General features: G+C 50.3%; 20 protein-coding genes. 15 read left to right on the top strand and 5 right to left on the bottom strand.

Going from position 1 to position 24546, the window contains the following annotated elements; all coding sequences use genetic code 11:
• Nucleotides 1-324 precede the first annotated feature (324 nt).
• Nucleotides 325-807, bottom strand: coding sequence for a cytidine deaminase (gene cdd / locus DWZ67_RS17350; protein ID WP_005831168.1), 483 nt, complete (start codon nt 805-807; stop codon nt 325-327).
• Nucleotides 808-908: 101 nt separating this feature from the next.
• Between cdd and DWZ67_RS17345 the strand changes: the two genes are divergently transcribed.
• From DWZ67_RS17345 to DWZ67_RS17285, 13 genes are all read left to right on the top strand, one after another.
• Nucleotides 909-1832 (top strand): glucosaminidase domain-containing protein, encoded by a 924-nt coding sequence (locus DWZ67_RS17345; RefSeq protein WP_016274394.1) that lies wholly within the window; start codon nt 909-911, stop codon nt 1830-1832.
• Between the two features lie 143 nt (nt 1833-1975).
• Nucleotides 1976-3223 carry an efflux RND transporter periplasmic adaptor subunit gene (locus DWZ67_RS17340; protein ID WP_016274396.1) on the top strand — a complete coding sequence of 416 codons (1248 nt, stop codon included), beginning with the start codon at nt 1976-1978 and terminating at the stop codon, nt 3221-3223.
• Nucleotides 3220-4539 (top strand): ABC transporter permease, encoded by a 1320-nt coding sequence (locus tag DWZ67_RS17335; protein WP_016274397.1) that lies wholly within the window; start codon nt 3220-3222, stop codon nt 4537-4539. The genes DWZ67_RS17340 and DWZ67_RS17335 overlap by 4 nt, the downstream gene beginning before the upstream one ends.
• A gap of 35 nt (nt 4540-4574) precedes the next feature.
• Nucleotides 4575-5918: an ABC transporter permease gene (locus DWZ67_RS17330; protein ID WP_016274398.1), complete on the top strand. Its 1344-nt coding sequence runs from the start codon at nt 4575-4577 to the stop codon at nt 5916-5918.
• A gap of 174 nt (nt 5919-6092) precedes the next feature.
• Nucleotides 6093-6758, top strand: a complete 666-nt coding sequence (locus DWZ67_RS17325; RefSeq protein WP_016274399.1) for an ABC transporter ATP-binding protein — start codon at nt 6093-6095, stop codon at nt 6756-6758.
• 51 nt (nt 6759-6809) lie between these two features.
• Entirely contained in the window at nt 6810-8084 is a 1275-nt protein-coding gene (locus tag DWZ67_RS17320; RefSeq protein ID WP_016274400.1) for an ABC transporter permease, read from the top strand.
• A gap of 13 nt (nt 8085-8097) precedes the next feature.
• On the top strand, nt 8098-9360 hold the full coding sequence (locus tag DWZ67_RS17315) for an ABC transporter permease (RefSeq protein ID WP_016274401.1): 1263 nt from the start codon (nt 8098-8100) through the stop codon (nt 9358-9360).
• 147 nt (nt 9361-9507) lie between these two features.
• Nucleotides 9508-10122 carry a GIN domain-containing protein gene (locus DWZ67_RS17310; protein WP_016274402.1) on the top strand — a complete coding sequence of 205 codons (615 nt, stop codon included), beginning with the start codon at nt 9508-9510 and terminating at the stop codon, nt 10120-10122.
• 1 nt (nt 10123) lies between these two features.
• Entirely contained in the window at nt 10124-11422 is a 1299-nt protein-coding gene (locus tag DWZ67_RS17305) for an ABC transporter permease (protein WP_005831154.1), read from the top strand.
• A gap of 31 nt (nt 11423-11453) precedes the next feature.
• A complete protein-coding gene (locus tag DWZ67_RS17300) occupies nt 11454-12692 on the top strand; it encodes an ABC transporter permease (RefSeq protein WP_005831152.1) in 1239 nt (412 codons plus the stop codon).
• A 6-nt stretch (nt 12693-12698) separates the two neighbouring features.
• A complete protein-coding gene (locus tag DWZ67_RS17295; RefSeq protein ID WP_120139414.1) occupies nt 12699-13931 on the top strand; it encodes an ABC transporter permease in 1233 nt (410 codons plus the stop codon).
• Nucleotides 13932-13969: 38 nt separating this feature from the next.
• Nucleotides 13970-15217, top strand: a complete 1248-nt coding sequence (locus DWZ67_RS17290; RefSeq protein WP_117878524.1) for an ABC transporter permease — start codon at nt 13970-13972, stop codon at nt 15215-15217.
• A gap of 93 nt (nt 15218-15310) precedes the next feature.
• Entirely contained in the window at nt 15311-17914 is a 2604-nt protein-coding gene (locus tag DWZ67_RS17285; RefSeq protein ID WP_117878526.1) for a PAS domain-containing sensor histidine kinase, read from the top strand.
• Here DWZ67_RS17285 and DWZ67_RS17280 read toward each other — a convergent pair whose 3' ends face one another.
• The gene (locus tag DWZ67_RS17280) at nt 17915-19150 is read right to left on the bottom strand and encodes a fucose isomerase (RefSeq protein ID WP_005831144.1); all 1236 of its coding nucleotides are present in this window, start codon (nt 19148-19150) and stop codon (nt 17915-17917) included. It abuts the gene before it with no gap.
• A 262-nt stretch (nt 19151-19412) separates the two neighbouring features.
• Here DWZ67_RS17280 and DWZ67_RS17270 point away from each other — a divergent pair, with 262 nt between their 5' ends.
• Both DWZ67_RS17270 and DWZ67_RS17265 read left to right on the top strand, forming a co-directional pair.
• On the top strand, nt 19413-20618 hold the full coding sequence (locus tag DWZ67_RS17270; protein WP_005837410.1) for a pyridoxal phosphate-dependent aminotransferase: 1206 nt from the start codon (nt 19413-19415) through the stop codon (nt 20616-20618).
• Nucleotides 20619-20628: 10 nt separating this feature from the next.
• Nucleotides 20629-21873 (top strand): ABC transporter permease, encoded by a 1245-nt coding sequence (locus tag DWZ67_RS17265; RefSeq protein ID WP_117681023.1) that lies wholly within the window; start codon nt 20629-20631, stop codon nt 21871-21873.
• A 5-nt stretch (nt 21874-21878) separates the two neighbouring features.
• Here the strand turns inward: DWZ67_RS17265 and DWZ67_RS17260 are convergent, their stop codons facing one another.
• From DWZ67_RS17260 to bioC, 3 genes are read right to left on the bottom strand one after another with little or no spacing between them, the layout of a single operon-like run.
• Nucleotides 21879-23051, bottom strand: a complete 1173-nt coding sequence (locus tag DWZ67_RS17260; RefSeq protein ID WP_120139413.1) for a glycosyltransferase — start codon at nt 23049-23051, stop codon at nt 21879-21881.
• Nucleotides 23052-23080: 29 nt separating this feature from the next.
• Nucleotides 23081-23728, bottom strand: coding sequence for a dethiobiotin synthase (bioD, locus tag DWZ67_RS17255; RefSeq protein ID WP_120139412.1), 648 nt, complete (start codon nt 23726-23728; stop codon nt 23081-23083).
• Complete coding sequence (bioC, locus tag DWZ67_RS17250; protein WP_117749807.1) at nt 23728-24546, bottom strand: malonyl-ACP O-methyltransferase BioC; 819 nt, start codon at nt 24544-24546, stop codon at nt 23728-23730. The genes bioD and bioC overlap by 1 nt, the downstream gene beginning before the upstream one ends.

The following is a 24546-nucleotide window of genomic DNA, read 5'->3' as shown; positions in this document are numbered from 1 at the left end:
AGGGGAGATGCAAGCATTCCCCGAAATTGAAATTCTCGAAGGGGAGAGGTACAGACAAACACAGTATTGGCTAAACATCTATATAGGTGATGCTCAGCGTTCAGTCTGAAAAAGCATGTTGATAGTGATGTTTACCGAAACGTGTTGTCTTTAGTCGGATATTCTCATCGGTGGAATTAATTGGTTAGTGGGTGCAAAGGTAATGATTTCCACTGAATAACAAAGGTTTTTTGCGATATTAATATCGTGTCGTCAAGAAGTTAATATCGTGTTTGCAAGAAATTAACTTCCTGCAGACACGATGTTAATACTTTATTGGTACTGTTACTTCATGGCCGAAGCATCGAACGAGAGTGGCAGTAATTCTCCCACATTCTTCAGCTCGTAGATTCCCTTTTTGCCATATAGCAACACCCTCATGGGATGCTTGAAGCGCTTCTCCGTTTCGAGCATCACTTGCCGGCAGGCGCCGCAGGGAGGGATGGGAGACTCCAGGAATTCGTTGTGCTCGTTGCGTGCGGCAATGGCGAGGGTGGTTACCGCCTGGTCGGGATGTTGGGAGTTGGCATAGAATAGGGTGGTACGTTCTGCACACAGCCCGGAAGGATAGGCGGCGTTTTCCTGGTTGGTGCCGGTCACTACAATACCGTTTGCCAGTCTGGCCGCAGCTCCTACCGAGAAGTGGGAGTAAGGGGCATAGCTGCGGTTGGTAGCCTCGCGGGCGGCATCCATCAGTTCGCGGTCGGCGGCATCCAGTTCTTCATAGTCGTATATCTTGACGGCGATTTCGATATTTAATTCTTTCATAAGGCAAAGGGTTATATTGTAATTAATGTTACAAAGATAGAAAAGAGATTGGTTATTTCAATTCTTTTACGGACTTTTGTGCAGAACTCAACATTTTAAGCATGAAACGGATTTTCAGACTGACTGCTATCATAGCATTTCTTTTTATTTCCATTACAACAGTGCAGGCACAACGCCGGAATGCCCGCTACAATGAGTATATCAAACAGTATGCCCCCCTTGCCGTGGAGCAGATGCAGCGTCATAAGATACCTGCCAGCATCACGCTGGCCCAAGGGCTGTTGGAGAGCGGTGCCGGATACAGCGCGCTGGCGCGCAAGAGCAACAACCACTTCGGCATCAAGTGCGGAGGCAACTGGCGCGGACGGACGGTGAGGCATGATGACGATGCCCGCAATGAATGTTTCCGCGCTTATCGCAATCCGAAAGACTCTTATGAAGACCATTCCGATTTCTTGAAAAGGGGAGCACGTTATGCTTTTCTTTTCAAACTGAAGATTACGGACTATAAGGGTTGGGCGCGCGGCTTGAAGAAGGCTGGCTATGCTACCGACCCGTCGTATGCCAACCGACTGATAACCATTATCGAGGATTATGAACTGTATAAGTACGACAGCCGTGGCATGAGCAAGCGCGATGCCCGCAGCTGGGAGAAGGAACTGAAAAAGAAGCCTTGGCTGGCCAATCCGCATCAGGTGTACATTGCCAACGATATAGCTTATGTAGTGGCACGCGACGGAGACACCTTCCAGGTGTTGGGCAAGGAGTTTGACATCAGCTGGAAGAAGCTGGTGAAATACAATGACCTCCATAAAGAATATACACTGGAGGCGGGAGACATTATTTACTTGAAAGAAAAGCGCAAGAAGGCCGCCAAACCCCATACCGTTTACATAGTGAAGGATGGCGATTCCATGCACTCCATTTCCCAAAAGTACGGCATTCGTCTGAAGAACCTTTATAAGATGAATCGCAAGGATGCGGAATACGTGCCGGAGATTGGCGACAGATTGAGATTAAGATAAAGAAGCTATCCGAAAATGTACAGGGTGTCCGAAAACGGACACCCTTCTTTTTTCTCTTTTCGCTTACTTTCAGGGGTTTATGATTTTGGCATGGATTTAGTATATATTAAGCGTTATGTTCGCAAACAATAAAATTTAAAGATATGGATAGAGAAATTCCGAAAGAAGTGCGTAATAAAGAACGCAATAAGAAAATCATCCGCTACGGTGCTATCGGCGTGGCAGGTATCGTAGTGGTCAGTGTACTCATTTCATTGATGCGTACGGGAGTGAAGGAGAAAGACCTTGTTTTCTCCCAAGTGGGCAAAGGTACGATTGAAGTCAGCGTCAGCGCCTCCGGCAAGGTGGTCCCGGCATTCGAGGAAATCATCAACTCGCCCATCAATACCCGCATTTTGGAAGTGTACAGAAAAGGTGGCGACAGCGTGGATGTAGGTACCCCCATCCTGAAACTGGACTTGCAGAGCGCCGAAACCGACTACAAAAAGATGCTGGACGAAGAGCAGATGCGCAGCTACAAGCTGAAACAACTGAAACTTGACAACCAGACCAAGCTGACCGACCTGCAGATGAAAATCAAAGTCTCCGCCATGAAGCTGGACCGCATGAAGGTGGAGCTGCGCAACGAGCAGTACCTCGACAGTCTCGGTTCGGGTACTACCGATAAGGTGCGCCAAGCCGAACTGAGCTACAACGTGGCACAACTGGAATACGAGCAATTGCAGCAGCAGTATGCCAACGAGAAGGAAGTGCTGGCTGCGGAATACCAAGTACAGGAACTGGATTTCAGCATGTTCCAAAAGACACTGGCCGAAACCAAACGTACGCTCGACGATGCGCAGGTGCGTTCGCCCCGGAAGGCCATCCTTACTTATATCAACAATCAGATTGGTGCCCAGGTTCCCGAAGGCTCACAGATTGCCGTCATCTCCGACTTGAGCCACTTCAAGGTGGAAGGCGAGATTGCCGATACTTACGGTGACCGTGTGGCTGCCGGCGGCAAGGCCATTGTGAAGATTGGCAGCGAAAAGCTGGAAGGTTCCGTAAGCAGTGTTACTCCGCTTTCAAAGAATGGCGTCATCTCCTTTACCGTGCAGTTGAATGAGGACAACAACCGCCGACTGCGTTCCGGTCTGAAAACCGACGTCTATGTGATGAATGCGGTGAAAGAAGACGTGATGCGCATAGCCAATGCCAGCTATTATGTGGGACGTGGGGAGTATGAACTTTTTGTACGCAATTCCGACAAGGAAATTGTAAAGCGCAAGGTGCAGCTGGGCGATTCCAACTTTGAGTTTGTAGAAGTGGTCAGTGGCTTGCAACCGGGTGATGAAGTGGTGGTGAGCGATATGAGTAACTATAAGAACAAGAATAAGTTGAAGCTAAAATGATAAAGGTTTACTTGAAACAAGCCTGGGAGCTGTTGAAGCAGAATAAACTGTTCAGCATGCTCTACATTGTGGGTACGGGGCTGGCCATTGCCATGACGATGGTGATGGCCATGGTCTATTACGTCAAGATTGCTCCCGTCTATCCGGAGGTGAACCGCTTGAATACGCTCTATCTGACAAGTTGCAAGATGGAGAGCGGAACGGAAGGAAACAAGTCTCAATATCAGTGGGCGGTATCCTACAAGGCTTTGCAAGAGTGGTTCTATCCTACCAAGAATGCACTTTGTGTTTCGGCGCAGCTGGATGATAGGGCATTCCAGAACAGCTATATACAGTCTGCCGACCTTAGCGGGGATTTTCCGGTGAAAGTCAAGCTTACCGACCCAGACTTCTTCCGTATTTACAGATTTCACTTTTTGGAGGGGAGTCCTTTCACTGCCTCCGACCTGGCAAGCGGCCTCTGCACGGCTGTCATTACCGATGAACTTTCGCGTCGCTTGTTCGGCACCACCGAAGGGGTGGTGGGACGTTCGTTCCGGTTGGACTATACCGACTACCGCGTGTGCGGCGTGATTCGTTCCGGAAGTTATCTGATGCGGAATTCCTATTCGCAAGTCTATTTGCCTTATAGTGTTGTTTCCGGCTATCGGGAGCCCAAATACGACATGGACTATCTGGGAGCTTTCAGCGTTACTTTTCAGGTGAAGGACGGCGAGCAGGGCGATGCCTTGCGGGCGGAACTGAAAGAAATAGCCCGTAAAGAGAACCTGATGCATCCCGATGAATGGAAAGTGGAGTTTTGGGAGCAGCCCGCTTCCCATCTGCTCCGCGTGTTCCAGACCTTTGCCAGCGAGGAGTTCGATGTATGGGCCACGGTGCGCTACTTCCTGTTGGTGTTGCTTGTCTTGCTGCTGGTACCTGCGCTCAACTTGAGCGGCATGATAGGGAGCCGCATGGAAAGTCGTCTGGCAGAGATGGGTGTGCGCAAGTCCTTCGGTGCTGGGCGCGGAGCACTGCTTAGGCAAGTGATGTGGGAGAATCTGCTGCTGACGTTGCTTGGCGGTGCATTAGGACTGATGCTGGCATGGCTGTCGCTCTATGCGGCGCGCGAATGGGTATTTACCGTGTTCGACAGATGGAGCAGTGTGATTCCCGATGGAGTCGATGTCAAGGTGTCGGGCGAGATGTTGTTTGCTCCGCTGGTATTTGCTGCCGCCTTGTTGTTGTGCGTGGTGCTCAACATGCTGTCGGCACTTGTCCCGGCTTGGCACTCCTTGCGCCATCCCATTGTGAACTCTCTGAATGAAAAACGATAAGAAAGAATGTAAGAGGACTGAAATACAAGAATACTATGTGGAAATTGATATTGAAAAATCTTTGGGCACGCCGTCGCCGCAACGGATGGCTCTTGGCAGAGCTTATATTGGTGAGCATCATCAGCTGGGTGATACTGGATCCGGTGATTGTGGTGACACACGACCGCAACATCCCCTTGGGATATGATGCCGACCGCCTTTGCTTGGTGTCACTGGCTGCTTTGCAGCCCAATGCACCGGGGTATAATGCCGAGGCACAGGATTCCGTTTCTCTGGTGGACGGCTATCTGAGCCTGGTTCGCCATGCCGGAAGCTTTGAGGGTGTGGAGCTTGCCACCCCGCTTCTGGGCTTTTGCTATCCCAATTCGCAGGGAAATGGAAATACCTCATATACAGCCGAAGGTGATACCGTACCCCATCAAGTCATGTGGATGCAGTTCCTGCCGCATACGCAGTTCTTCGAGACTTACGGATTCCGTCCGGGCACGGGGCGTACACCCCGACAACTGTCCGATTATGACTATACGCAGCAGGACATCGTCTTGACCGAAAATGCGGCATACGAGATTTTTGGCACCAAGGATGCACAGGGAAAGCGTACCGTAAGCTATAGCCGTGGCGACACGCTCTATAAGCAGGTTATCGGTACTTTGGGTACCATCAAGGCGTATAGCGACTGGCGGCCTACGTCCGTAGCGTTTATTCCTACCTTGTCCATTGATGCGGGTGACATACCGGATTATGCACAAATCCTGATACGGGTAAAAGAAAATGTCAGCATGAAACGCTTCATTCACGACTTCCGCCCATGGATGCTGAAGGAGATGCGACGCGGAAATCTTTTTGCCCGCTGTATCAGTCCTTATAGTGACCTTATTGCAGATTTAGAGGCAGACAGTTCCGCCCCCATTTATCGCCGCAACCTGGCGATGGCGGTGTTCTTTCTCCTCAACCTTTGTTTGGGTGTTATCGGCACTTTCTGGTTGCAGACACGTGCCCGTCGCGAGGAAGTAGGGGTGATGCTTTCCTTCGGTGCCACGCCGCGGCGCATTGTCTGCCAGTTGCTGGGTGAGGGGACGGTTCTGACGGTGATTGCTTCATTGACCGGCTTTCTGGCCTATCTGCAATATGCGATGAAAGAGGGACTGGACAACGGGCTCGATTGGCATAACTCGTCGGTAACGGCTTGGTCATCAAATTTCGGGACAGCCGCAGTGGAACCGCTTGAAACGTATTGGGTAAGTGATTTTACCCAGCATTTCTTCATCGTGTCGCTCGTCATTCTGTTGATATTGTTGGCGGTAGTGCTTGTCGGCATTTATATTCCTGCCCGCAGCATCAGCCGCATACCGCCGACCGAAGCGCTACGGGAAGAGTAGGACACAACATGCTCCGATAGCCGGAAACGGACAGAGTGTCCATTATCGGACACCTTACAGTATATGTAAACGACAGATAATCAATAATAAACGGTTTTGGCACAACTTTTGACCTCTTGAAACAGAAATTGTGCAGAATAGAAACAGAATAATAACAATTAAATACTTACCATTATGATTAAGTTAACTGGCATCAACAAGATTTATCGTACAAACGAGATTGAAACCGTGGCATTGGAAAATGTAAACCTCGAAGTGAACAAGGGAGAATTTCTCAGTATCATGGGACCTTCCGGTTGCGGAAAATCTACGTTGCTGAACATTATGGGCTTACTGGATGCACCCACCAGCGGCACTATCGAAATAGCCGGTACGAAAGTAGACGGCATGAAGGACAAGGAGCTGGCTGCTTTCCGTAACCGGAAGTTGGGTTTTGTGTTCCAGTCTTTCCATCTGATTAATTCGCTGAATGTGCTGGATAATGTGGAGTTGCCTTTGCTCTATAGAAAGGTGTCTGCCAAGGAACGTCGTCATCTGGCGGAAGAGGTATTGAAGAAGGTCGGTTTGAGCCACCGCATGCGCCACATGCCTACACAGCTTTCCGGCGGTCAGTGCCAGCGTGTAGCCATTGCCCGTGCCATTATCGGCAACCCGGAGATAATCCTCGCCGATGAGCCCACCGGCAACCTGGACTCCAAGATGGGTGCCGAAGTCATGGAACTGTTGCATCAACTGAACAAGGAAGACGGACGTACCATCGTGATGGTGACCCACAATGAAGAGCAGGCCAAACAGACCTCACGCACCATCCGCTTCTTCGACGGACGTCAGGTGGAATAATTACTGCTTAGTCAACTGTCAACTATTAATTATCAACTATCAATTAATGAAATGCAAACCGTAAGACAAGCTTTTACTATATTGAAGCAGAATCCGCTGCTGAGTACAATTTCCATACTGGGTACGGCATTTGCCATTACCATGATTATGGCTATTGTGATTATCTGGCAAACGAAGTATGCCGATTTGGAACCGGAAGTGAACCGTAGCCGGTGCCTTTACTTTTCTGCCATGCATATAAGCAGCAAGACAGAGGAAGGGGTACAGAACTATAATTCTCCTTCACCGGCATTTATGAAGGAATGCATACAGTCGCTGTCCGAAGTGGAAGCTTGTACTGCTTTTGCTCCGGCCAGTGCCGCTTTGGTGTCTCTTACAGACGGCAGCAACCGGGTGAAAGTGGACGCCATGCAGACCGACCAGGGTTTTTGGAAGGTATTCAGCCTGCAGTTCATGGCAGGACATGGTTTTGGCGAAGAGGATCGTGCGGGAGGTACAAAGGCTGTTGTAGTTTGTGCTTCTGTAGCACGGAAATTGTTTGGTACGACGGATGCGGTGGGGCAGCAATTGTTGTTGAACCGCGAACCGGCGCGTGTGATAGGAGTGGTAAAGGATGTTTCTGTCACCGCAAAGGATGCTTACGCACAGGTATGGAGCATGTATCCGGCAGATAAGTTGGAAGTGACTTCGGTATGGAGCTACGGCGGTGGTGTTCATATTGCTGTGCTGGCACGTACATCCGACGATTTCCCGACCATTCGTCAAGGTATTGCCAAACGGGTAGAGGCTGTCAATGCAGGATTGGGAGACATGCAGATAGACATCATGGAGCAACCGGACGACATTGTGGCGCATGTGAACCATGTATGGTCCAATGTAGGGCCGGATGTGACGATGCTATACCTGCAATATGCCATTGCATTGTTCATCATTCTGTTGGTGCCGTCGCTCAATTTGTGCGGACTGAGTAACAGCCGGATGCAGCAGCGCACTTCGGAGCTTGGAGTACGTAAGGCCTTCGGAGGAACGTGCGGTGTACTGATACGCCAAATTCTGAATGAGAATCTGGTGCTGACACTGCTTGGAGGTGTGGTAGGGCTGTTGTTCAGCTACATAGCTGTATGGGGAATGCGTACCTGGCTCTTTACCAATAGCCAGAATATCGGTACGGCCGGTGACTTTAGCTTGAGTATGGAGGCATTGTTCAGTCCTTGGGTATTCCTGCTGGCTTTTACTTTCTGCGTGGTCATCAATACGCTTAGTGCCGGACTGCCTGCATGGATGGCGGCAAGACGGACAATTGTAGATTCACTGAACGATAAATAAAACAAGAAGTATTATGAAATTCATTGTACACAACTTACGCATGATATGGGCACGCCTGAGCAATAGTGGGTGGGTTTTGGCCGAACTCTTTTTGGTATTCATCGTGATGTGGTTTCTTTGCGATTCTCTGGGATGTATGAAATATACTTTCTATCGTCCGTTGGGATATGATATCGACCATGTTTATCGTCTTACTACGGTCCGGGGAGGCGAGAGTCGTGATACGACATTGCTCGATGCCGACAAATACCTGAATATCCTGAAAAGGTTGGAACAAGAACCTACCGTAGAGGCTGCCTCGTTGAGTTATTGGAGCTTGCCTATGAGTGGCGCGAATAGTTATAACTCGCTGGCTGTACAAGATACCATCGGGGTGGGCGGGCGTATGATTTATGCTACCGGTGGATATACCCGGGTTTTCCATATGCAGGAGGAACAAGGGCGGACTTTTGCCGCTTTGCCTATCGGTATCAATAATGTGATGTTGAGCCAGGCTATTGCCGATGCTTTCAAGAAGCGGCTGCCGGAATTTTCGCTCAACACACCGTTGACATGGCGTGGAGATACGGTGAATACGGTTACTCAAGGTGGCATTGTCGGCAGCTTCCGCGATTATCGCTATGGCGATGACGCTCATTGGATTTTTATGCGCCTAGGCGAGCAGCTTATGCGTGAGGAATTCGGTGATCAGCAGGCGCAGATTGTTTTCCGTGTAAAGCCTGCTGCCGACGGGCCGGACTACCGGGAACAATTTCTCCGCGAGATAGCGCCGAGGCTAGACACGGACAATATATTTGTTGCCGACGCGGAACCTTACACGCAAATGCAGGCACAGTTCGAAGTGCTGTATGGAGATACGGACAAGGTGAACAGTCAGACAATAGTGGTACTGTTCCTCTTGGGAAATGTCTTCTTGGGACTGATAGGAACTTTCTGGGTTCGTACGCGCCGTCGTCGCTCGGAAATAGCCTTGCGGTTGGCGATGGGCAGTACCAAGCAGCAGGTCTTTTCCCTTCTTATGGGTGAGGGGTTACTGCTGTTGGCGTTGGTTACTCTGCCTGCCATGCTGATATGTTACAACGTAGGCATTGGCGAGTTCACCATTGGACGTACCGCATTGATTGCCACCTGGCCGGTGGAGTGGAGCATGATACGCTTCCTGATAGGCTCGCTGGCAGCTTGGCTGTTGATAGCGCTGATGGTGATGATGGGCATTTGGTATCCGGCACGGCAAGCCATGAAGATAGAGCCGGCAGAGGCGCTGCATGAAGAATAAGAAAATAATATCAACGATAAAAAAAGAACGTATCGTCTGTTTGTATCAAACACATCACTTGTTTGGGGCAAATACATCATCCGTTCGTACTAAACACATTATCTGTTTTTTTTGAGTAAGTAATCATCGTAATAAATAAGTAAGAATATGAAGACAAATATTATAGGTGTTATCATCGCATTGGCATTGGCATTTGCAGGCGTAATTTGTGCATGGGGACAAGATAACAAAGTGAGTGAAGTGCGTAAGGTGGAGGCTTTCTCATCCATTAGGATAACTTCTGTGGGTACGGTTTACTTCACACAGAGCGACAGCTACTCCCTACAGATTGAAGGACGGGAGAAGTACGTGAAGAATACGGAGAGCACAGTGAAGGACGGCCATCTCACCATCGGCTTCAAGAATAAGAAGATGCGCAACCAAAATGACGGTGTCACCATCCGTCTCTCGGCTCCGGACTTAGAGATGGTGGAATTTATCGGTGTGGGTGAATTCAACTGTGAGGAACCCTTGAAGCTGGATAAGCTGGAGTTTGAAGTGAAAGGTGTGGGTGATGTGCATGTGAAGGATTTGACTTGCCGCGACCTGCGGGTGGCTTTGCGGGGTGTGGGTAGTGCCGACATCCATGTAGTTTGCGATTATCTCTCTGCCAAGGTGGGGGGAGTCGGCGAAATTACTCTGAGCGGAACTGCCGGGCATGCTGACATTTCTAAAGGAGGCATAGGCGGAGTAAATACTGGTAATTTGAAAATAGGCCGTTAAGATGATAAAACAATACTTCACACAAGCTTGGGCACAGTTGCGGCAGCAACCGATGATTAGTGCCGTCAGCATAGCCGGTACGGCACTTGCCATCTTCCTCATCATGCTGGTGGTGATGATGCAGCAGGTGAAGGTAGCTCCGTTTGCTCCGGAGAGCAACCGCGACCGCTTTCTACATGTGCATTATATGAGCATCACCAACAAAAGCTGGGGAGAGGGAAACAGTTCCAACGGACCGATGGGGATAAAGACTGCGCTTGAGTGCTTCAAATCGCTGAAGACCCCCGAAGCAGTAACGATTTATACCTGTATGGTCATTTCTACCCCCGTGAATCTGCCGGGACAACCTGCAACGGGTATCGACCTGTTGCAGACAGATGATACTTTCTGGCGTGTGTTTGATTTCTCTTTTGTTGCCGGGAAACCTTATGACCAGGCTACATTCGATGCCGGACTACCTGTAGCGGTAATTACGGAAAGTGTAGCGCGCAGGTTATTCCAGACAACGGAGGCTGTTGGTCGCGAATTCCTTTTGAACCATGCTCCTTATACAGTGTCCGGTGTAGTGAAGGATGTTTCTACTTTGGCCAACACTGCCTATGCGCAGGTATGGGTGCCCTATACTTCTACTGAGATAACGAAAAGCACATGGAGTGATGAGCATATGGGGATGATGAGCGTTACCATTCTGGCGAAAAGCCGTGATGATTTTCCCGCTATTCGTGAGGAGACGGAACGCCGCCGTCAGGAGTACGACACTGTAATTGGCGAGAATGGTTATTCGTTGATTTACCGTAACCGTCCTTATGACCAGGAGAAAAATGCCGCAGGAATGGCTGCCAACATCGAACCGGACGTGGACCAGGCACGCAGGCAGCGTCTCATTATCTTCATCATTCTACTGATTGTTCCTGCCATCAACCTCAGCTCGATGACGCAGAGCCGTCTGCGCCAGCGTGTGGCAGAGATTGGTGTGCGCCGGGCATTCGGTTCAACGAGACTGGAACTGATGGGGCAAATCATTGCAGAAAATCTGGTGGTGACATTGCTGGCAGGGGTGATGGGATTGTTGCTGAGTGTAGCATTCGCTTATTTGGGAAATACACTGCTGTTTGCGCAGGAATTCAGCCAGACGCTGAGTCCTCCGGCAGTGGATGCGAGCATATTGCTGCATGGCTCCACCTTTGGCTGGGCGTTGTTGTTCTGCTTTGTGCTAAACTTACTAAGTTCCGGTATTCCCGCATGGCGTGCATCAAGAATAGGGATTGTAAATGCATTGGGCGGACGTTTGCATAAATAACTCCATCACAAAACATTAATCATTGAAGAAAATGACTAAGAAACTTCTTACACAGATAAAGAATGAATGGCTCTCAAACCTATGGTTGGTGTTGGAGTTATTGGTAGTGAGTGTAGTGATGTGGTACGTGGTAGACTATCTCTACACGCGCGCCGCCACCTATCTGGAGCCGAGAGGCTTTAATATAGAGCACTGCTACCTTATAGAGTTGGGGGAACTGACACCCAAAAGTCCCGACTACATAGCCGGGCATACCTCTCAGCAGACCCACGATGACATAGCCGAGTTGTTGGAGCGTCTGCGTCGTCGGCCGGAGATAGAAGCGGTCAGCCTTTCGCAGAATTCATATCCTTACAACGGAAGCAATTCAGGCGCTGAAGTAAGCTATGACACTTTGCGTTCTCCCGGTTGGACCATCCGCAGGTTAGTGACACCGGACTTTCCCCGTGTATTCCGCTATCGGGGCACGCGTGGCGAGACACCCGAACAATTGGCTGAAATGTTGGAGCGCGGGGAGTTTATGGCTTCGGATAACCTCTACCGGAAATACGACCGCCGGATGACAGATCTCGTAGGCCAGCGGTTCTATCTTTTTGGTGATACTACGAAGACCTACCGGCTGGGTGCTGCACTGCAAAATGTACGCTATCACGATTATGACCAGGCGCGAAGCTCATATTCCATGATGGTGAAGCAGAGTTTCTACTATATCGGTCTCGAACTTTGTGTCCGCGTCCGTGAAGGGCAGGACAATGACTTCATTGAGAGGCTGAAGGCAGACAGTGAGAGCCAGTTCCGCATAGGCAATATCTTCATTTCGGAGATACGTTCTTTCAAGGATATTCGTCGCAACTACCAGCAGGCATGGACCAATGACATCCGTAACTATGTGATGGGTATGGGATTCCTACTGCTGAACATTTTCCTCGGCTTGCTCGGAACATTCTGGTTCCGTACGCAGCAACGCCGTTCGGAGATAGCACTGCACAAAGCGCATGGAGCGACAGACCGTGCCATCTTCAGCCGGCTGCTTAGTGAAGGGATATTGTTGTTGGCAATTGTCACCCCCGTTGCATTGCTCATCGATTATAATCTTGCACACCTGGAGTTGAATTCCTGGAGGAACGGTACGACGTTGGAGTGGGACCGCCTGCTGCTCTGTGCTGCCATCAGCTTTGTGCTGATTACCCTAATGATTGTCATCGGTATAGGTATTCCCGCCCGCAAGGCGATGAAGGTGCAGCCTGCCGAAGCATTGCACGATGAATAGAAAGCTATGGAACAAATTTTAGCTCTTATCCGCCAGAATCCCTTTTTCAGTGCTGTTTCCGTCATCGGTACGGCAGTGAGTATAACCTTTGTCATGGTCATTTACATGGTGTATGACATCCAGACGGCTGACTTGGCTCCCGAGTCGCACCGCAGTAGCATGGTATATTCTTCTTATGGATACTCTTACCGCAAGTCCGACCACAGCAATTCCAATACGGGCATGTCTTATCGGGCTGTCAACGCTATTTTTGCAGAACTTCCGGGTGCGGAACTTGTCACCTATCTGGGACCTACCTATCTTAGATACTGTGGGGATTCGCCCGTGCGGGGAATGCGCCGTACGGTTCGTCAGGTGGATTTGAACTATTGGCGTGTCTACGATATCCCTCTTGTGGCGGGCCGTCTTTTCAGTACCGAAGAGTTCGATGCTTGCCGGGATGTCGTGGTTATAGGCGAACAGCTTGCCCGCGAAGCTTTCGGGTCTGCCGAAGCAGCCATTGGCAAAAATTATTTTGTCAACTTTCGCCCTAAGCGCATTGTCGGGGTCACTAAGGACGTGAGCTCTCTGTTCACATTTGCCTATGGAGAGTTGTGGATGCCTTATTCCACCCGGGATTCCGGTCTGGGCAGTGAAGGGCTACGGGGAGATTTCGAGGCTGTGGCCCTTGTCAAGCCCGGTGTCGGCAGAGAGGAACTCAAGCGGCAGATAGAGCAGTCGCTTGCCCGCTTCAACGAGACACTGACCGAATATAAACTGGAACTTCCCGATTTCAGCACTTATACGGAACGGCAGTTCTTCCGTAATGACACGATGAGTCCTGCCGTAACTTGCATAATCCTGGGTCTGATATTGCTGATTGTACCCGCCATCAATGTCAGTGGACTTATATCTTCGCAAATGTCCCGTCGCATGGCTGAGCTTGCGGTAAGGAAAGCATACGGTGCCAGCCGTTCTACCTTGATGGTGCAGTTGCTCCGCGAGAACCTGGCCTTGGCATTTGCCGGCGCATTGCTCGGTTTTCTCTTTTCGTGCATATTCCTATGGCTGGGCAAGGACTGGATGCTTGGCGATGGTGCTCCCGGAACGAATTTTGATGTAAGCGTCTGGCTCTTCCTCCGTCCCGCGGTTTTCGTGGCTGTATTGGTGGTGTGTCTGTTGTTCAACCTGCTTTCTGTGTTTATTCCTGCCTGGCATGCCACCCGCCGCCCCATAGCCGAGGTTCTTGGCGGAGAATGAGCGGATAAACGAATCCTAATTAAAAAACAGTAACGAGTATGATACATTCTATTTTACACCAGATATGGAACCAGCGCCGCAGTAATGGCTGGCTGTTTGCCGAGCTGTTGATTGTATTTACATTGATGTGGTATTGTGTGGATGTACTCTATGGCTTTGCCCATGCAGAACGGCAACCTAAGGGGTATGATTTGGAGCATGTCTATAAGATAAGGATTTCCTGTAATCCCACACAGATAGTGCCGTGCACGTCGGAAGACAGCCTGCAGACCTTCTGGTTCAAACCAATGGAAGAGGTGCTCCGGCGTATCAGGCAATATCCTGCTGTGGAAAGTGCTGCCATGTGGTTGGGTACCGATACTTATACCCGAGGGCGTGTTTATCAGGGTTATACAACGGACAGTGTGCATGTTGTCGAGACTACTGTACGCTATGTGTCTCCCGAATATTTCGATGTCATGCGCATTCCACTGTTGCAGGGGAATATCATGGATTGGAACCCCACTGCCAGCCCTCTGCCTGCCGTGGTGACCCGTGATTTGGCAGACAGCCTTTTCCTGACAAGTGCCGAGGCGGTGGGTCGCGAGTTCCTGGATTATTACAATGGAGGTCTTCGTTACCGTGTTTCCGCAGTCTGTGCTTTGCAGAAGACGGATGATTATGCCCGTTACGGGCCTTTTGTACTGACTCCTTTCCCCGGTTGGTTTTATAAGGACCAGTACCTTCCGTTCATTTCCCTACGGATACGCCCGGAGGCGGATACGGATAATTTTGCAGCCTGTTTTTATCAGGATATGACATCGCAGTTGCAGGTCACTCCATTCTATCTTTTCGATATACAGAGCTACAAAGAACAGAAAATAGAACGGGATGCTGCTGAAGGAATAACTCCATACATTCGCAGTGCAAGGCTCATTGTAGTATTCTTCGTTTTCAATGTATTCATCGGGCTGATGGGAACTTTCTGGTTCCGTACCCGCCACCGTCGCAGCGAGATTGCTTTGCGCATGGCCATGGGCAGCAGCCGCGGAAGAATACGCTGGCAATTGCTGGGTGAAGGGTTGCTGCTGTTGGCACTTGCTTCCATCCCCGCTTTGATGATATGTAGCAATATGGTTATGGCGGATGTCACTTTTACGGAAGCCACGGATGCCACTTGGGGGAGATTTGTCATATGTGTTTTTATTGTCTGGATATTGATGGCATTGATGGTGATTGCAGGAATCTGGTATCCGGCTTCACGGGCCATGAAGGTGCAGCCTGCCGAAGCATTGCACGATGAGTGAGTTTTTTTTGAGTAATCTGTGCTCATTCTCAATATAACTTGTATATTTGCGTGACGAATAAGAGTTTTGCGTTGAGTATACAAAATCTATATTATGATGAAACGCCTTTTCTTTCCATTGCTTGCAGGCTTGTTGTGGTTGATGTCGGGAACACTTTCGGCTACGGAACGTACGTACAATGTACTTTTCATACAGTCCTATACAAAAAATACTCCTTGGCACAGCCTTCTGACAGAAAATTTGGAGAACGGACTGGACAAGGGAGGAGTTAAAGCCAATATCACTACTGAATATCTGAATGCCGATTACTGGTCTTTCGCTTCCGAGTGCTTCATCATGCGCCGCATCTGCGAGCGTGCCAGGCAACGGAAAACGGACTTGATTGTGACCTCCAGCGATGAGGCTTTCTTCACATTGACCCATTGCGGTGATTCCCTGCCTTATCAGATACCGGTAGTGGTTTCGGGTATCAAATACCCGGATGAGAGAGTCTTTGAAAGAATGCCCAACGTCTCCGGCTATGTTTCGAAAACGGATTTCGATGTCTTGCTGGATGCGGCTGTCCGCATGTTTCCTTCCCGCAGGGAGTTGGTCTGTCTGTCCGACAGCAGTTTCCTGAGCCTTAAAGGGGTTAAGGCTGTGGAGGAATCCTGGGAACGCATAAAGAGCAACTATCCGGAGCATGAGTTGAAAGTGCTGAATGTGCAGGCCAAGTCCTTGAACTCTATCATCACTTCCATTTGCTATGACTACAATGCCTACAAGCATATTGTCATTGCTCCCAAATGGATTCCCTTTCTTTCCTTGAAGTTGAAGGCCCCCGTGTTTACCAGCCAGAACCTGGCTATGACGAACGGTGTTCTGTGTGTGTATGATGCCGTTCCCGGAGAGGATGCTTTTGCTGCCGGCCGGCAGGCTGCAAGTATTTTGAAGGGCAAGTCACCCGCCTCATTGGAAGTAAAGGACTTTGGGGGCAAGTTGCTGTTCGATTACAAACAGTTGCAGTTTTTCCGTGTGGACACGAACCGTGCGGAGAGCAAGGGCATCATTTTGAATATACCGTTGATGGAGCGTTACCGTGTCTGGTTCATTCTGTTCTATTCGCTGATTGTCGGGGCATTGGTGCTGCTGGTTGCCTGGCTTTTCCGTGCCAACCGCAGGGAGTCGCGTAAGCGCATACATGCCCAGACCCGCTTGTTGATACAGCACCGCCTGGTGGAGCAGCGCGACGAGTTCGACAATATCTTCTGTTCCATTCGCGACGGCTTGATTACGTATGATACCGACCTGCGCATCCATTTTGTCAACCGTCCGTTGTTACAGATGTTGGGACTTTCTTCCGAAACCTATACGTCCCGTTTCTATGAAGGGCAGATGGCCGGCTCCATTTTCAGGATTTACATGAATGGAGAAAACATCCTGCAGGACTTGTTGAAGAAAGTACGTACCGGAAAGAGACCTATTTCTATTCCGGAGAAAGCCTTCATGCAGGAAAACCATCAGGGAACGTATTTCCCCGTTTCCGGCGAGGTAGTACCTATCTTTGCCAATGAAAAGATGACGGGAATGGCGATTGTATGCCGCAATATCTCCGAAGAAGAGATGCAGAGACGCTTCTTCAATATGGCGGTGGAGGAAAGCTCCATTTATCCGTGGCAGTACAACATGCATATGAACCGTTTCCATTTCCCGGGTGGATTGCTGCGCCGTTTCGGGTATACCGATGATACGGACTTGCTGGCACGTGATGAGATGGACACCCTTATACATCCGGAAGACTTGCTGCATACGCGCAGGAATTTTGATGCCATTCTGTTGGGCAATGAAATCAATTCACGGATGAGTTTCCGGTTGAAGAGTGCGGATGGGAGCTATGAATGGTGGGAGTTCCGCAGTACCGCTTATGACGGACTGACGGTTGATACCCCATACATGGTATTGGGAGTATGCCAGAGCATCCAGCGTTACAAGGATACGGAAGAGGCCTTGATTGCCGCACGTGACCGTGCCTTGCAGGCCGACAAGCTCAAATCTGCGTTTCTTGCCAATATGAGCCATGAGATACGCACCCCTTTGAATGCCATTGTCGGCTTCTCGGATTTGTTGAAGGATTTGGACGCTTTTTCTCCGGAAGAGGTAAAGCAGTTCGTCGAAACAATCAACATCAACTGTACATTGCTGCTGGCGTTGATAAACGATATTCTGGACCTCTCGCGCATAGAATCGGGCACGATGGACTTTAAGTTCGGAGCATTCAACCTGGCGTTTATCATGCAGGAGGTCCATGAATCCCAGCGTCTGAGTATGCCTCGGGATGTAGAGCTGCGTATAGAGATTCCGGAAGGGGAAGACAAATTGGTCATCACCGATTCCGTCCGCTTGAAGCAGGTCGTGAACAACTTGATAAACAATGCCAAGAAATTCACGGTAACGGGCAGCATCACCTTCGGCTATGTCACGAACCGGGAAGGATATACCACCATCTTTGTCGAAGACACGGGAAGCGGTATCTCTGAAGACGCCCAGAAACATATCTTCGAACGCTTTTACAAAGAAGACAGCTTTACGCAGGGCGCCGGTTTGGGGCTGAGCATTTGCCAGACCATCGTAGACCGCCTGCATGGTTCTATCTCGGTCTCCTCAGAGTTGGGAAAAGGAACGCGTTTCGAGGTGGTGATACCGGATGCGAACGAGTAATCATTCAATCCGTTTGCAGGCATTGGCTTGCAGGAACTCTTCCAATATATCCTCGTAATTGCCATACAGCATGATGTGGTGGTTGCCCAGCGGTGTCTTGAGGAAATAGTCGGCAGGGGAGTTCATTTTTATCCGCACTTGGGTGCGGCACATATTGATGTAGTTTGTATTCTCAACAAGCGTGCCGGTGCTCAAGTAATATTCGTCCAGGCTTTCGCTTCCGCATTTTACGATGGTTACATCTCCCGTCGGCAGGATTCCCTGAATACCGATGCCGCTTTCCGTCTCAAAATGGTTGCGTATGATGAACTGCTCCGTTTGTGCGATGCCGATGGTGCAGTGTGCCAATATGATTTCATTGGTACGGGCATTTATCATGGAAGGATTGGCCATGAAGGAGTTTTTCCCCGTCAGCACTTTTACGGCCAGCATGGTGAAGACGGATTGCAAATCGCCTTCACATCCGGCAATGATTCCTTCGTCGTTCAGCAAGGCAAGGGCAAGGCAGCCGGTGGTTCCCGTTTGGTCTATCAGGCGGAAGCAGCTGAGGGTAATGGCGCTCAGTCGCTCTTCCTCTACAATCCTCTTGATGGCTCGATACAGCCGCATGGCTTTTATCATGTCTTCGGGGCTTGCCTCTCGGCAGGCAAGCGCTTTTCCTGCCAGTCCGGCGCATGCTTCGCCCACCTCGTCGTCCGTTATCTGTCCGTAGTATTCATAAATGCGGTCCAATGAGACGTCTGTGTACTCGATACCCCAGCGGCGTTTGGCAAGCAGATAATCCACATTGCTGGCAACGAGCCAGCTGGACGGAGTGCCCATTACGCCGATGCGCATGCCGAAAAGGCTGCGTTGTGCCACGAAATTGCTGTGCAGGACAAAAATACGCTTGATGGTCTCGGGGAGCTCTCCGTGAAGAATCTCGCTTTTCATTCCCCGGCCGCGCAGCCAGGAAGATATTTCGAGAGCGGCGGCCAGTGAGTTCTGCATGCCGTCTGCCAAGAGGATGGCGGGGCGGGGAAGGGATTCGAAATGCTGGATTACCAGCCGTTCCACACCTCCGGTGGCAATGAATATAATACTGAAGTCATCGGGTGATAACTTGTCTATGTCTTTGTAATCAATGAAGTTGACGGTAAAGTATTTTTCCAATTCAGTCAATATCACTTCGTGGGAGCTACGGACTGATGCTTGTTTATGCAGTATGGAAGCAAAAGTTATAAGGTTGATGACCATGGTGTTATTTACTATTTGACTATTTACTATTTACAATTGATTCTACTTGGCTCGTTTGCTTTTTCAAAGATACAAGTTTCTGTTTACATATCATAGAGTTTTTACGATAGATAAGTTTTTTAAAGTTTTTATGGTCTTGCCTTCCTTTTGGTTTCAAATAATTCGCTACATTTGCAACTTTAATGATAAAGTGATAGCAATATCACCTATAAATACTCTATTAAATAGTAAATCATAAATCGTCAAATAGTAAATAAACCTCATGCCAACAATATCTATTCGCGGAATGGAGATGCCCGCATCTCCTATCAGAAAACTGGCTCCTCTGGCAGATGCTGCCAAGCAGAGGGGTATACATGTATTTCACCTGAACATCGGTCAACCCGACCTGCCTACTCCGGAAGTCGCGATTGAAGCGATACGGAACATCGACCGGAAAGTTCTGGAATACAGTCCCAGTGCGGGATATCGCAGTTACCGAGAGAAGTTGGTGGGTTACTATGCAAAGTACAATATCAATCTGACTGCAGACGACATCATCATCACTTCCGGCGGCTCGGAGGCGGTGTTGTTCTCTTTCCTGGCTTGCCTCAATCCGGGGGATGAAATCATTGTTCCCGAGCCGGCCTATGCCAATTATATGGCGTTTGCCATCTCTGCCGGAGCCAAGATACGCACCATTGCCACGACCATCGAAGAGGGTTTCTCGTTGCCCAAGGTAGAGAAGTTCGAGGAGTTGATTAACGAGCGCACGCGTGCTATTTTGATTTGCAATCCCAACAATCCTACGGGTTACCTCTATACACGCCGTGAAATGAACCAGATTCGCGACCTTGTGAAGAAGTACGATTTGTTCCTCTTCTCGGACGAGGTGTACCGTGAATTTATTTATACGGGTTCTCCCTATATCTCTGCCTGCCATCTGGAGGGCATTGAGAACAATGTGGTGCTGATTGATTCCGTGTCCAAGCGCTATTCGGAGTGCGGCATCCGCATCGGTGCCCTGATAACGAAGAACAAGGAAATCCGGGATGCTGTCATGAAGTTCTGCCAGGCGCGTCTCAGTCCTCCGTTGATAGGCCAGATTGCCGCAGAAGCATCGCTGGATGCCGGTGAGGATTATCTGCGCGACACATACGATGAATATGTAGAACGCCGTAAATGCCTGATTGACGGATTGAACCGTATACCGGGCGTATATTCGCCCATCCCGATGGGAGCATTCTATACGGTGGCAAAGCTTCCAGTAGATGATTCGGACAAGTTCTGTGCCTGGTGTCTGTCGGAGTTCGAATACGAGGGACAGACGGTATTCATGGCGCCTGCGTCCGGATTCTATACTACGCCGGGTTCCGGTCGCAACGAAGTGCGTATCGCATACGTACTGAAGAAAGACGACTTGAACCGCGCCTTGTTTGTATTGCAAAAAGCATTGGAAGCCTATCCGGGAAGAGAAATGAAGGATTAGGGATTAATTTATGAACTTATCTCGCTTTATAGCGTTGCGCATTTATCGCAACTCGGAGCCGGGCAAGCAAGTTTCCCGTCCGGCTGTCCTTATTGCCATGGTGGGTATTGCTCTCGGACTGGCGGTGATGATTATTGCCGTGTCCGTCATTGTTGGCTTCAAGAGCGAGGTAAGGGATAAAATCGTGGGTTTCGGTGCCCATATCCAGATAGGCAACCTGGATGCTGCACGCTCTTATGAGACGCGCCCGGTGGTGGTGGGCGACAGCATGATGGCTGCGCTTTCCGATTATCCCGAAGTGAAGCATGTACAACGCTACTCCACCAAGCCGGGGATGATAAAGACCGCCGATGCCTTTCAGGGAATGGTGCTGAAAGGTGTGGGGCAGGAGTATGACAGCACCTTTTTCCACCGCCATCTGCTGGAGGGGGAGTTTCCGCAATTCAGCGATTCCGCTTCGTCCAACCGCGTAGTCATCTCAAAGTCTCTTGCCAACAAGCTGCAATTGAAACTTGGTGACAAGATAGACACCTACTTCATCCAGGACGATGTGCGTGCTCGCCGCCTGAAGATTGTAGGTATCTACCAAACCAACTTCTCCGAATACGACAACCTATTCCTGCTTACCGACCTCTATTTGGTGAATCGCCTGAACAACTGGGAGCCGGACCAGGTGAGCGGTGTGGAGCTGGAAATACGCGATTATGACAAGCTGGAAGAAACCACCTATGAGATAGCTGTCGATACGGACGAGAATCCCGACCGCTATGGTGCCGAGTATTGCGTCCGCAATGTAGAGCAGCTCAATCCCCAAATCTTTGCCTGGCTGGGCATCTTGGATGTCAACATCTGGGTCATTCTCATTCTGATGATTGGAGTGGCGGGGTTCACCATGGTATCCGGCCTGCTGATTATCATCATAGAGCGTACCTCCATGATAGGCGTGCTGAAGTCTTTGGGAGCCAATAACTTTACCATCCGTAAAGTCTTCCTTTGGTTTTCGGTCTTCCTCATTGGGAAAGGCATGCTTTGGGGGAACATAATCGGCCTTGCGTTCTATTTCGTGCAGCGCTGGTCCGGCTTGTTCAAGCTCGACCCTGAAACCTATTACATGGCTACTGTTCCGGTATCTTTCAATATCTGGCTGTTCCTGCTGCTGAATGCCGGCACATTGCTGGCTTCGGTCCTGATGTTGCTGGCCCCTTCATTCTTGATTACACGCATCCATCCGGCAACTTCCATCCGTTACGAATAAGAGAATCACTTTCTCAGAAAACCGCTTTTCTTGCGGAACAGACAGTACCATTTCCAACGCAAAGACTGTATCGGCTGCAATAGGTCGAAAGCCGGTAGTGTGAAGTAATATCTGCGCTGTTCTTCCAGGTCGCGGGCGGTCTTGTTCACGATGACGGCCTGCATGGTGAAACGGAGCAGGAACAAAAGGAAAGCGACGCCTGCTGCCAGCCAGTGGAAGTGCAGAATGCCGATGACCATCGCGGCTATCCAGGATGCGTGGAATGCCAGGCGGGTCAAGGTCTCAAAACCGGCCAGCCAGCGTTGCATTCCATGATACAGCCGTGCTGTGGAGGCGTAGCCTATTTTCTCTTCTTTCCAGTCCTTGGCACGCAGAAGCGGCTGCATGCGCACAATGGCATTGGCATCCGTTTCCACCCGCGTGTTCTCCGGGGTAGCCACGTGGTTGATGAACAAATCGTCGTCTCCCCGTTGCAGGTTGAGGTGTGCGGAGAATCCTTTCTGTTGGTAGAAGAGTTCCTTCCGGTAGGCCAGGTTACGCCCGATGCCCATGTAGGGGCTGCCTGCCAGGGCAAATCCCAGATAGCGCATGGAAGTGAACAGATTGTCGAATGCCGCCCGTTTGTGCAGCCAGCCTTTGCCGCGTTCGTAGCCGCTGTATCCCAGCACCACTTGGGTACGTGATGTGAAGTTGCGTGCCATCAGTCGCAGCCATTGGTTGCTTTGGGGCATGCAGTTGGCATTGGTGAACACCAGCCAGTCATATTTGCTGGCCTTGATTCCAAGCGTTACGGCCAGCTTCTTGCGGCTGATGTAACGGGAGGAATCGGGTACGAAGCTGTGGTAGAGATGGGGATATTTCTCCTCGAGGATGGTCAGGTAATCCTCGCTCTCATCGGTGTTGCCGTCGTTAATGACGATGACTTCAAATTGGGGATAGTCCTGCTCCAGCACGGCGCCCAGGTTGCGGCGCAGATTCTCGGATTCCTCGCGGGCGCAGATGATGACGGATATGGGGGGCAGTTCCTGGGTGAAGTGCGTGTCTCCCTGCTTCACGGCACGGCTGCGCGCATGAATACGGTTGTAGAGACAGAGGTAGTAGATAATTTGAATAAGGAACAGACCACCCGCCGTAGCGAGTACGATAATTTCAGTTGAATCTAATGTAAATGCTTCCATGTGCAGTAGGACGTTTATGTGCTGCAAATTTACACAATTTCCGGCACTACCTCAAACTTTGTTCCGGGAAAGTGCTTGGACAAATACTGCTTGATGTATTTCATCGTGTCTTCCTGGATAGTCTTGTCCTCTACCGTGGGATAGAGGTTGTAGAGTACCGTATCGAGCGCGATGTCCCGGTTCTTGATGGCTTCGAAGCTCAGCAGGGTGTGGTTGATGCTGCCCAGCTTTCCGGAGGTGACAAAGATAAGCGGGTACTGCTTCTCCGCAATGTAGTCTATCGTCAGGAAATCTTCGGTAAGGGGAACCATCAGACCGCCGGCGCCTTCTACGAGCACGGTATCATAGCGATGGGAAAGTTCCCTGGTGGCATGCTCTATTTTTTCGAAGTCTATCGGGCGCTTGTCTATGCGGGCGGCGAGGTGGGGGGAGCAGGGGTAGGAGAATATCTCGGGCATGGTCAGCCCCTCTTTGTCTTCCGGCAGGTAGCCAGTTCCGGTGAGGCGGCGGTGCAGGTCGATGTCCTCGGAATGGCCGGTGTTGCCGGTCTGGATGAACTTTTGGGTGATGACGCGCAGGCCGCGTTGTATAAGCTCACGGGCATACCAGGCGGTGCAATAGCTTTTTCCGGCATCTGTATCAATGCCGCTGATGAAGTAGATGTTTTTTGTTTCCATTATTTTGTCTTTTTTCGTGCGATGATATAAATAGGGTGATAGGTCAGGCTTACGTTGCCTGCGGCATCACTGAACCGGATTGTGTATTCTTCACAAAAGGATTGCAGGCGGCTACGCGTCCACATCCTTTTTTCCGTTCCCGTCACTCCGGTTTGCTTCAGATGCTTCAGCACTGCCTGAGGGGTGGGGAAGGGCAGGGTTACTACCTCTTCCTCGGCATGGAGAATATCGAAGTGGGGAGACAGCAGGGCTTGCAGCTCCTCAACGGAGAGATAGTCCAGCCCATGCCCCGTCAGTTGGCGTATTTCGTGCATGTTTGTGGTGCCGAAGGTGCTGAAGGCAAGCAGGCCGTCTGCCACCAGTGCTTGGTGGCAGCGGGTGAGGAAAGCACCTGGGTCGTTGAACCATTGCAGGGTGGAGCACGAGGTTATCAGGTCGGTTTCTCTGGGGAAGTCGAGAGCTTCGGCATCACCCGGCAAGAAGCTGACGCGGGGAGTGCGCGTAGTGCATAGCTCCCTGACGCATTCCTCCATATCCCGGCAGAGGTCGTTCAGCAACAGCGTTTCCGGTTGCAAGGTGTTCAGCAACATGCGCGAGTAGCTGCCCGTTCCGCAACCAAGCTCTACGATGTGGCGGAAGTGTGTAGGAAGTTGCGGACGGGGTATGCCTGCGGAAAGCAGGGCATCGGTCAGTAGGCGCATCATTTTTTCGGCTACTTGCCGTTGCACGCTGGCTTCGCGGTCGTAGGTGCTTCGCGAGTAGGAGAAGCGTTTTGCTACAAGTTCTTTGTCTATGGGGTGTGTAGGGGTATCTGTCAT

The sequence above is a fragment of the Bacteroides sp. AF34-31BH genome (genome assembly GCF_003602795.1).
Classification (GTDB): Bacteria; Bacteroidota; Bacteroidia; order Bacteroidales; family Bacteroidaceae; genus Bacteroides; species Bacteroides uniformis.
Note: the sequence above shows the minus strand (reverse complement) of the source record. Positions and strands in the feature narration are given on the sequence as shown.

Coding starts and splice junctions, on each gene's coding strand:
- cdd (WP_005831168.1), bottom strand. CDS start 807: ATGAAAGAATTAAATATCGAAATCGCCGTCAAGATATACGACTATGAA.
- DWZ67_RS17345 (WP_016274394.1), top strand. CDS start 909: ATGAAACGGATTTTCAGACTGACTGCTATCATAGCATTTCTTTTTATT.
- DWZ67_RS17340 (WP_016274396.1), top strand. CDS start 1,976: ATGGATAGAGAAATTCCGAAAGAAGTGCGTAATAAAGAACGCAATAAG.
- DWZ67_RS17335 (WP_016274397.1), top strand. CDS start 3,220: ATGATAAAGGTTTACTTGAAACAAGCCTGGGAGCTGTTGAAGCAGAAT.
- DWZ67_RS17330 (WP_016274398.1), top strand. CDS start 4,575: ATGTGGAAATTGATATTGAAAAATCTTTGGGCACGCCGTCGCCGCAAC.
- DWZ67_RS17325 (WP_016274399.1), top strand. CDS start 6,093: ATGATTAAGTTAACTGGCATCAACAAGATTTATCGTACAAACGAGATT.
- DWZ67_RS17320 (WP_016274400.1), top strand. CDS start 6,810: ATGCAAACCGTAAGACAAGCTTTTACTATATTGAAGCAGAATCCGCTG.
- DWZ67_RS17315 (WP_016274401.1), top strand. CDS start 8,098: ATGAAATTCATTGTACACAACTTACGCATGATATGGGCACGCCTGAGC.
- DWZ67_RS17310 (WP_016274402.1), top strand. CDS start 9,508: ATGAAGACAAATATTATAGGTGTTATCATCGCATTGGCATTGGCATTT.
- DWZ67_RS17305 (WP_005831154.1), top strand. CDS start 10,124: ATGATAAAACAATACTTCACACAAGCTTGGGCACAGTTGCGGCAGCAA.
- DWZ67_RS17300 (WP_005831152.1), top strand. CDS start 11,454: ATGACTAAGAAACTTCTTACACAGATAAAGAATGAATGGCTCTCAAAC.
- DWZ67_RS17295 (WP_120139414.1), top strand. CDS start 12,699: ATGGAACAAATTTTAGCTCTTATCCGCCAGAATCCCTTTTTCAGTGCT.
- DWZ67_RS17290 (WP_117878524.1), top strand. CDS start 13,970: ATGATACATTCTATTTTACACCAGATATGGAACCAGCGCCGCAGTAAT.
- DWZ67_RS17285 (WP_117878526.1), top strand. CDS start 15,311: ATGATGAAACGCCTTTTCTTTCCATTGCTTGCAGGCTTGTTGTGGTTG.
- DWZ67_RS17280 (WP_005831144.1), bottom strand. CDS start 19,150: ATGGTCATCAACCTTATAACTTTTGCTTCCATACTGCATAAACAAGCA.
- DWZ67_RS17270 (WP_005837410.1), top strand. CDS start 19,413: ATGCCAACAATATCTATTCGCGGAATGGAGATGCCCGCATCTCCTATC.
- DWZ67_RS17265 (WP_117681023.1), top strand. CDS start 20,629: ATGAACTTATCTCGCTTTATAGCGTTGCGCATTTATCGCAACTCGGAG.
- DWZ67_RS17260 (WP_120139413.1), bottom strand. CDS start 23,051: ATGGAAGCATTTACATTAGATTCAACTGAAATTATCGTACTCGCTACG.
- bioD (WP_120139412.1), bottom strand. CDS start 23,728: ATGGAAACAAAAAACATCTACTTCATCAGCGGCATTGATACAGATGCC.
- bioC (WP_117749807.1), bottom strand. CDS start 24,546: ATGACAGATACCCCTACACACCCCATAGACAAAGAACTTGTAGCAAAA.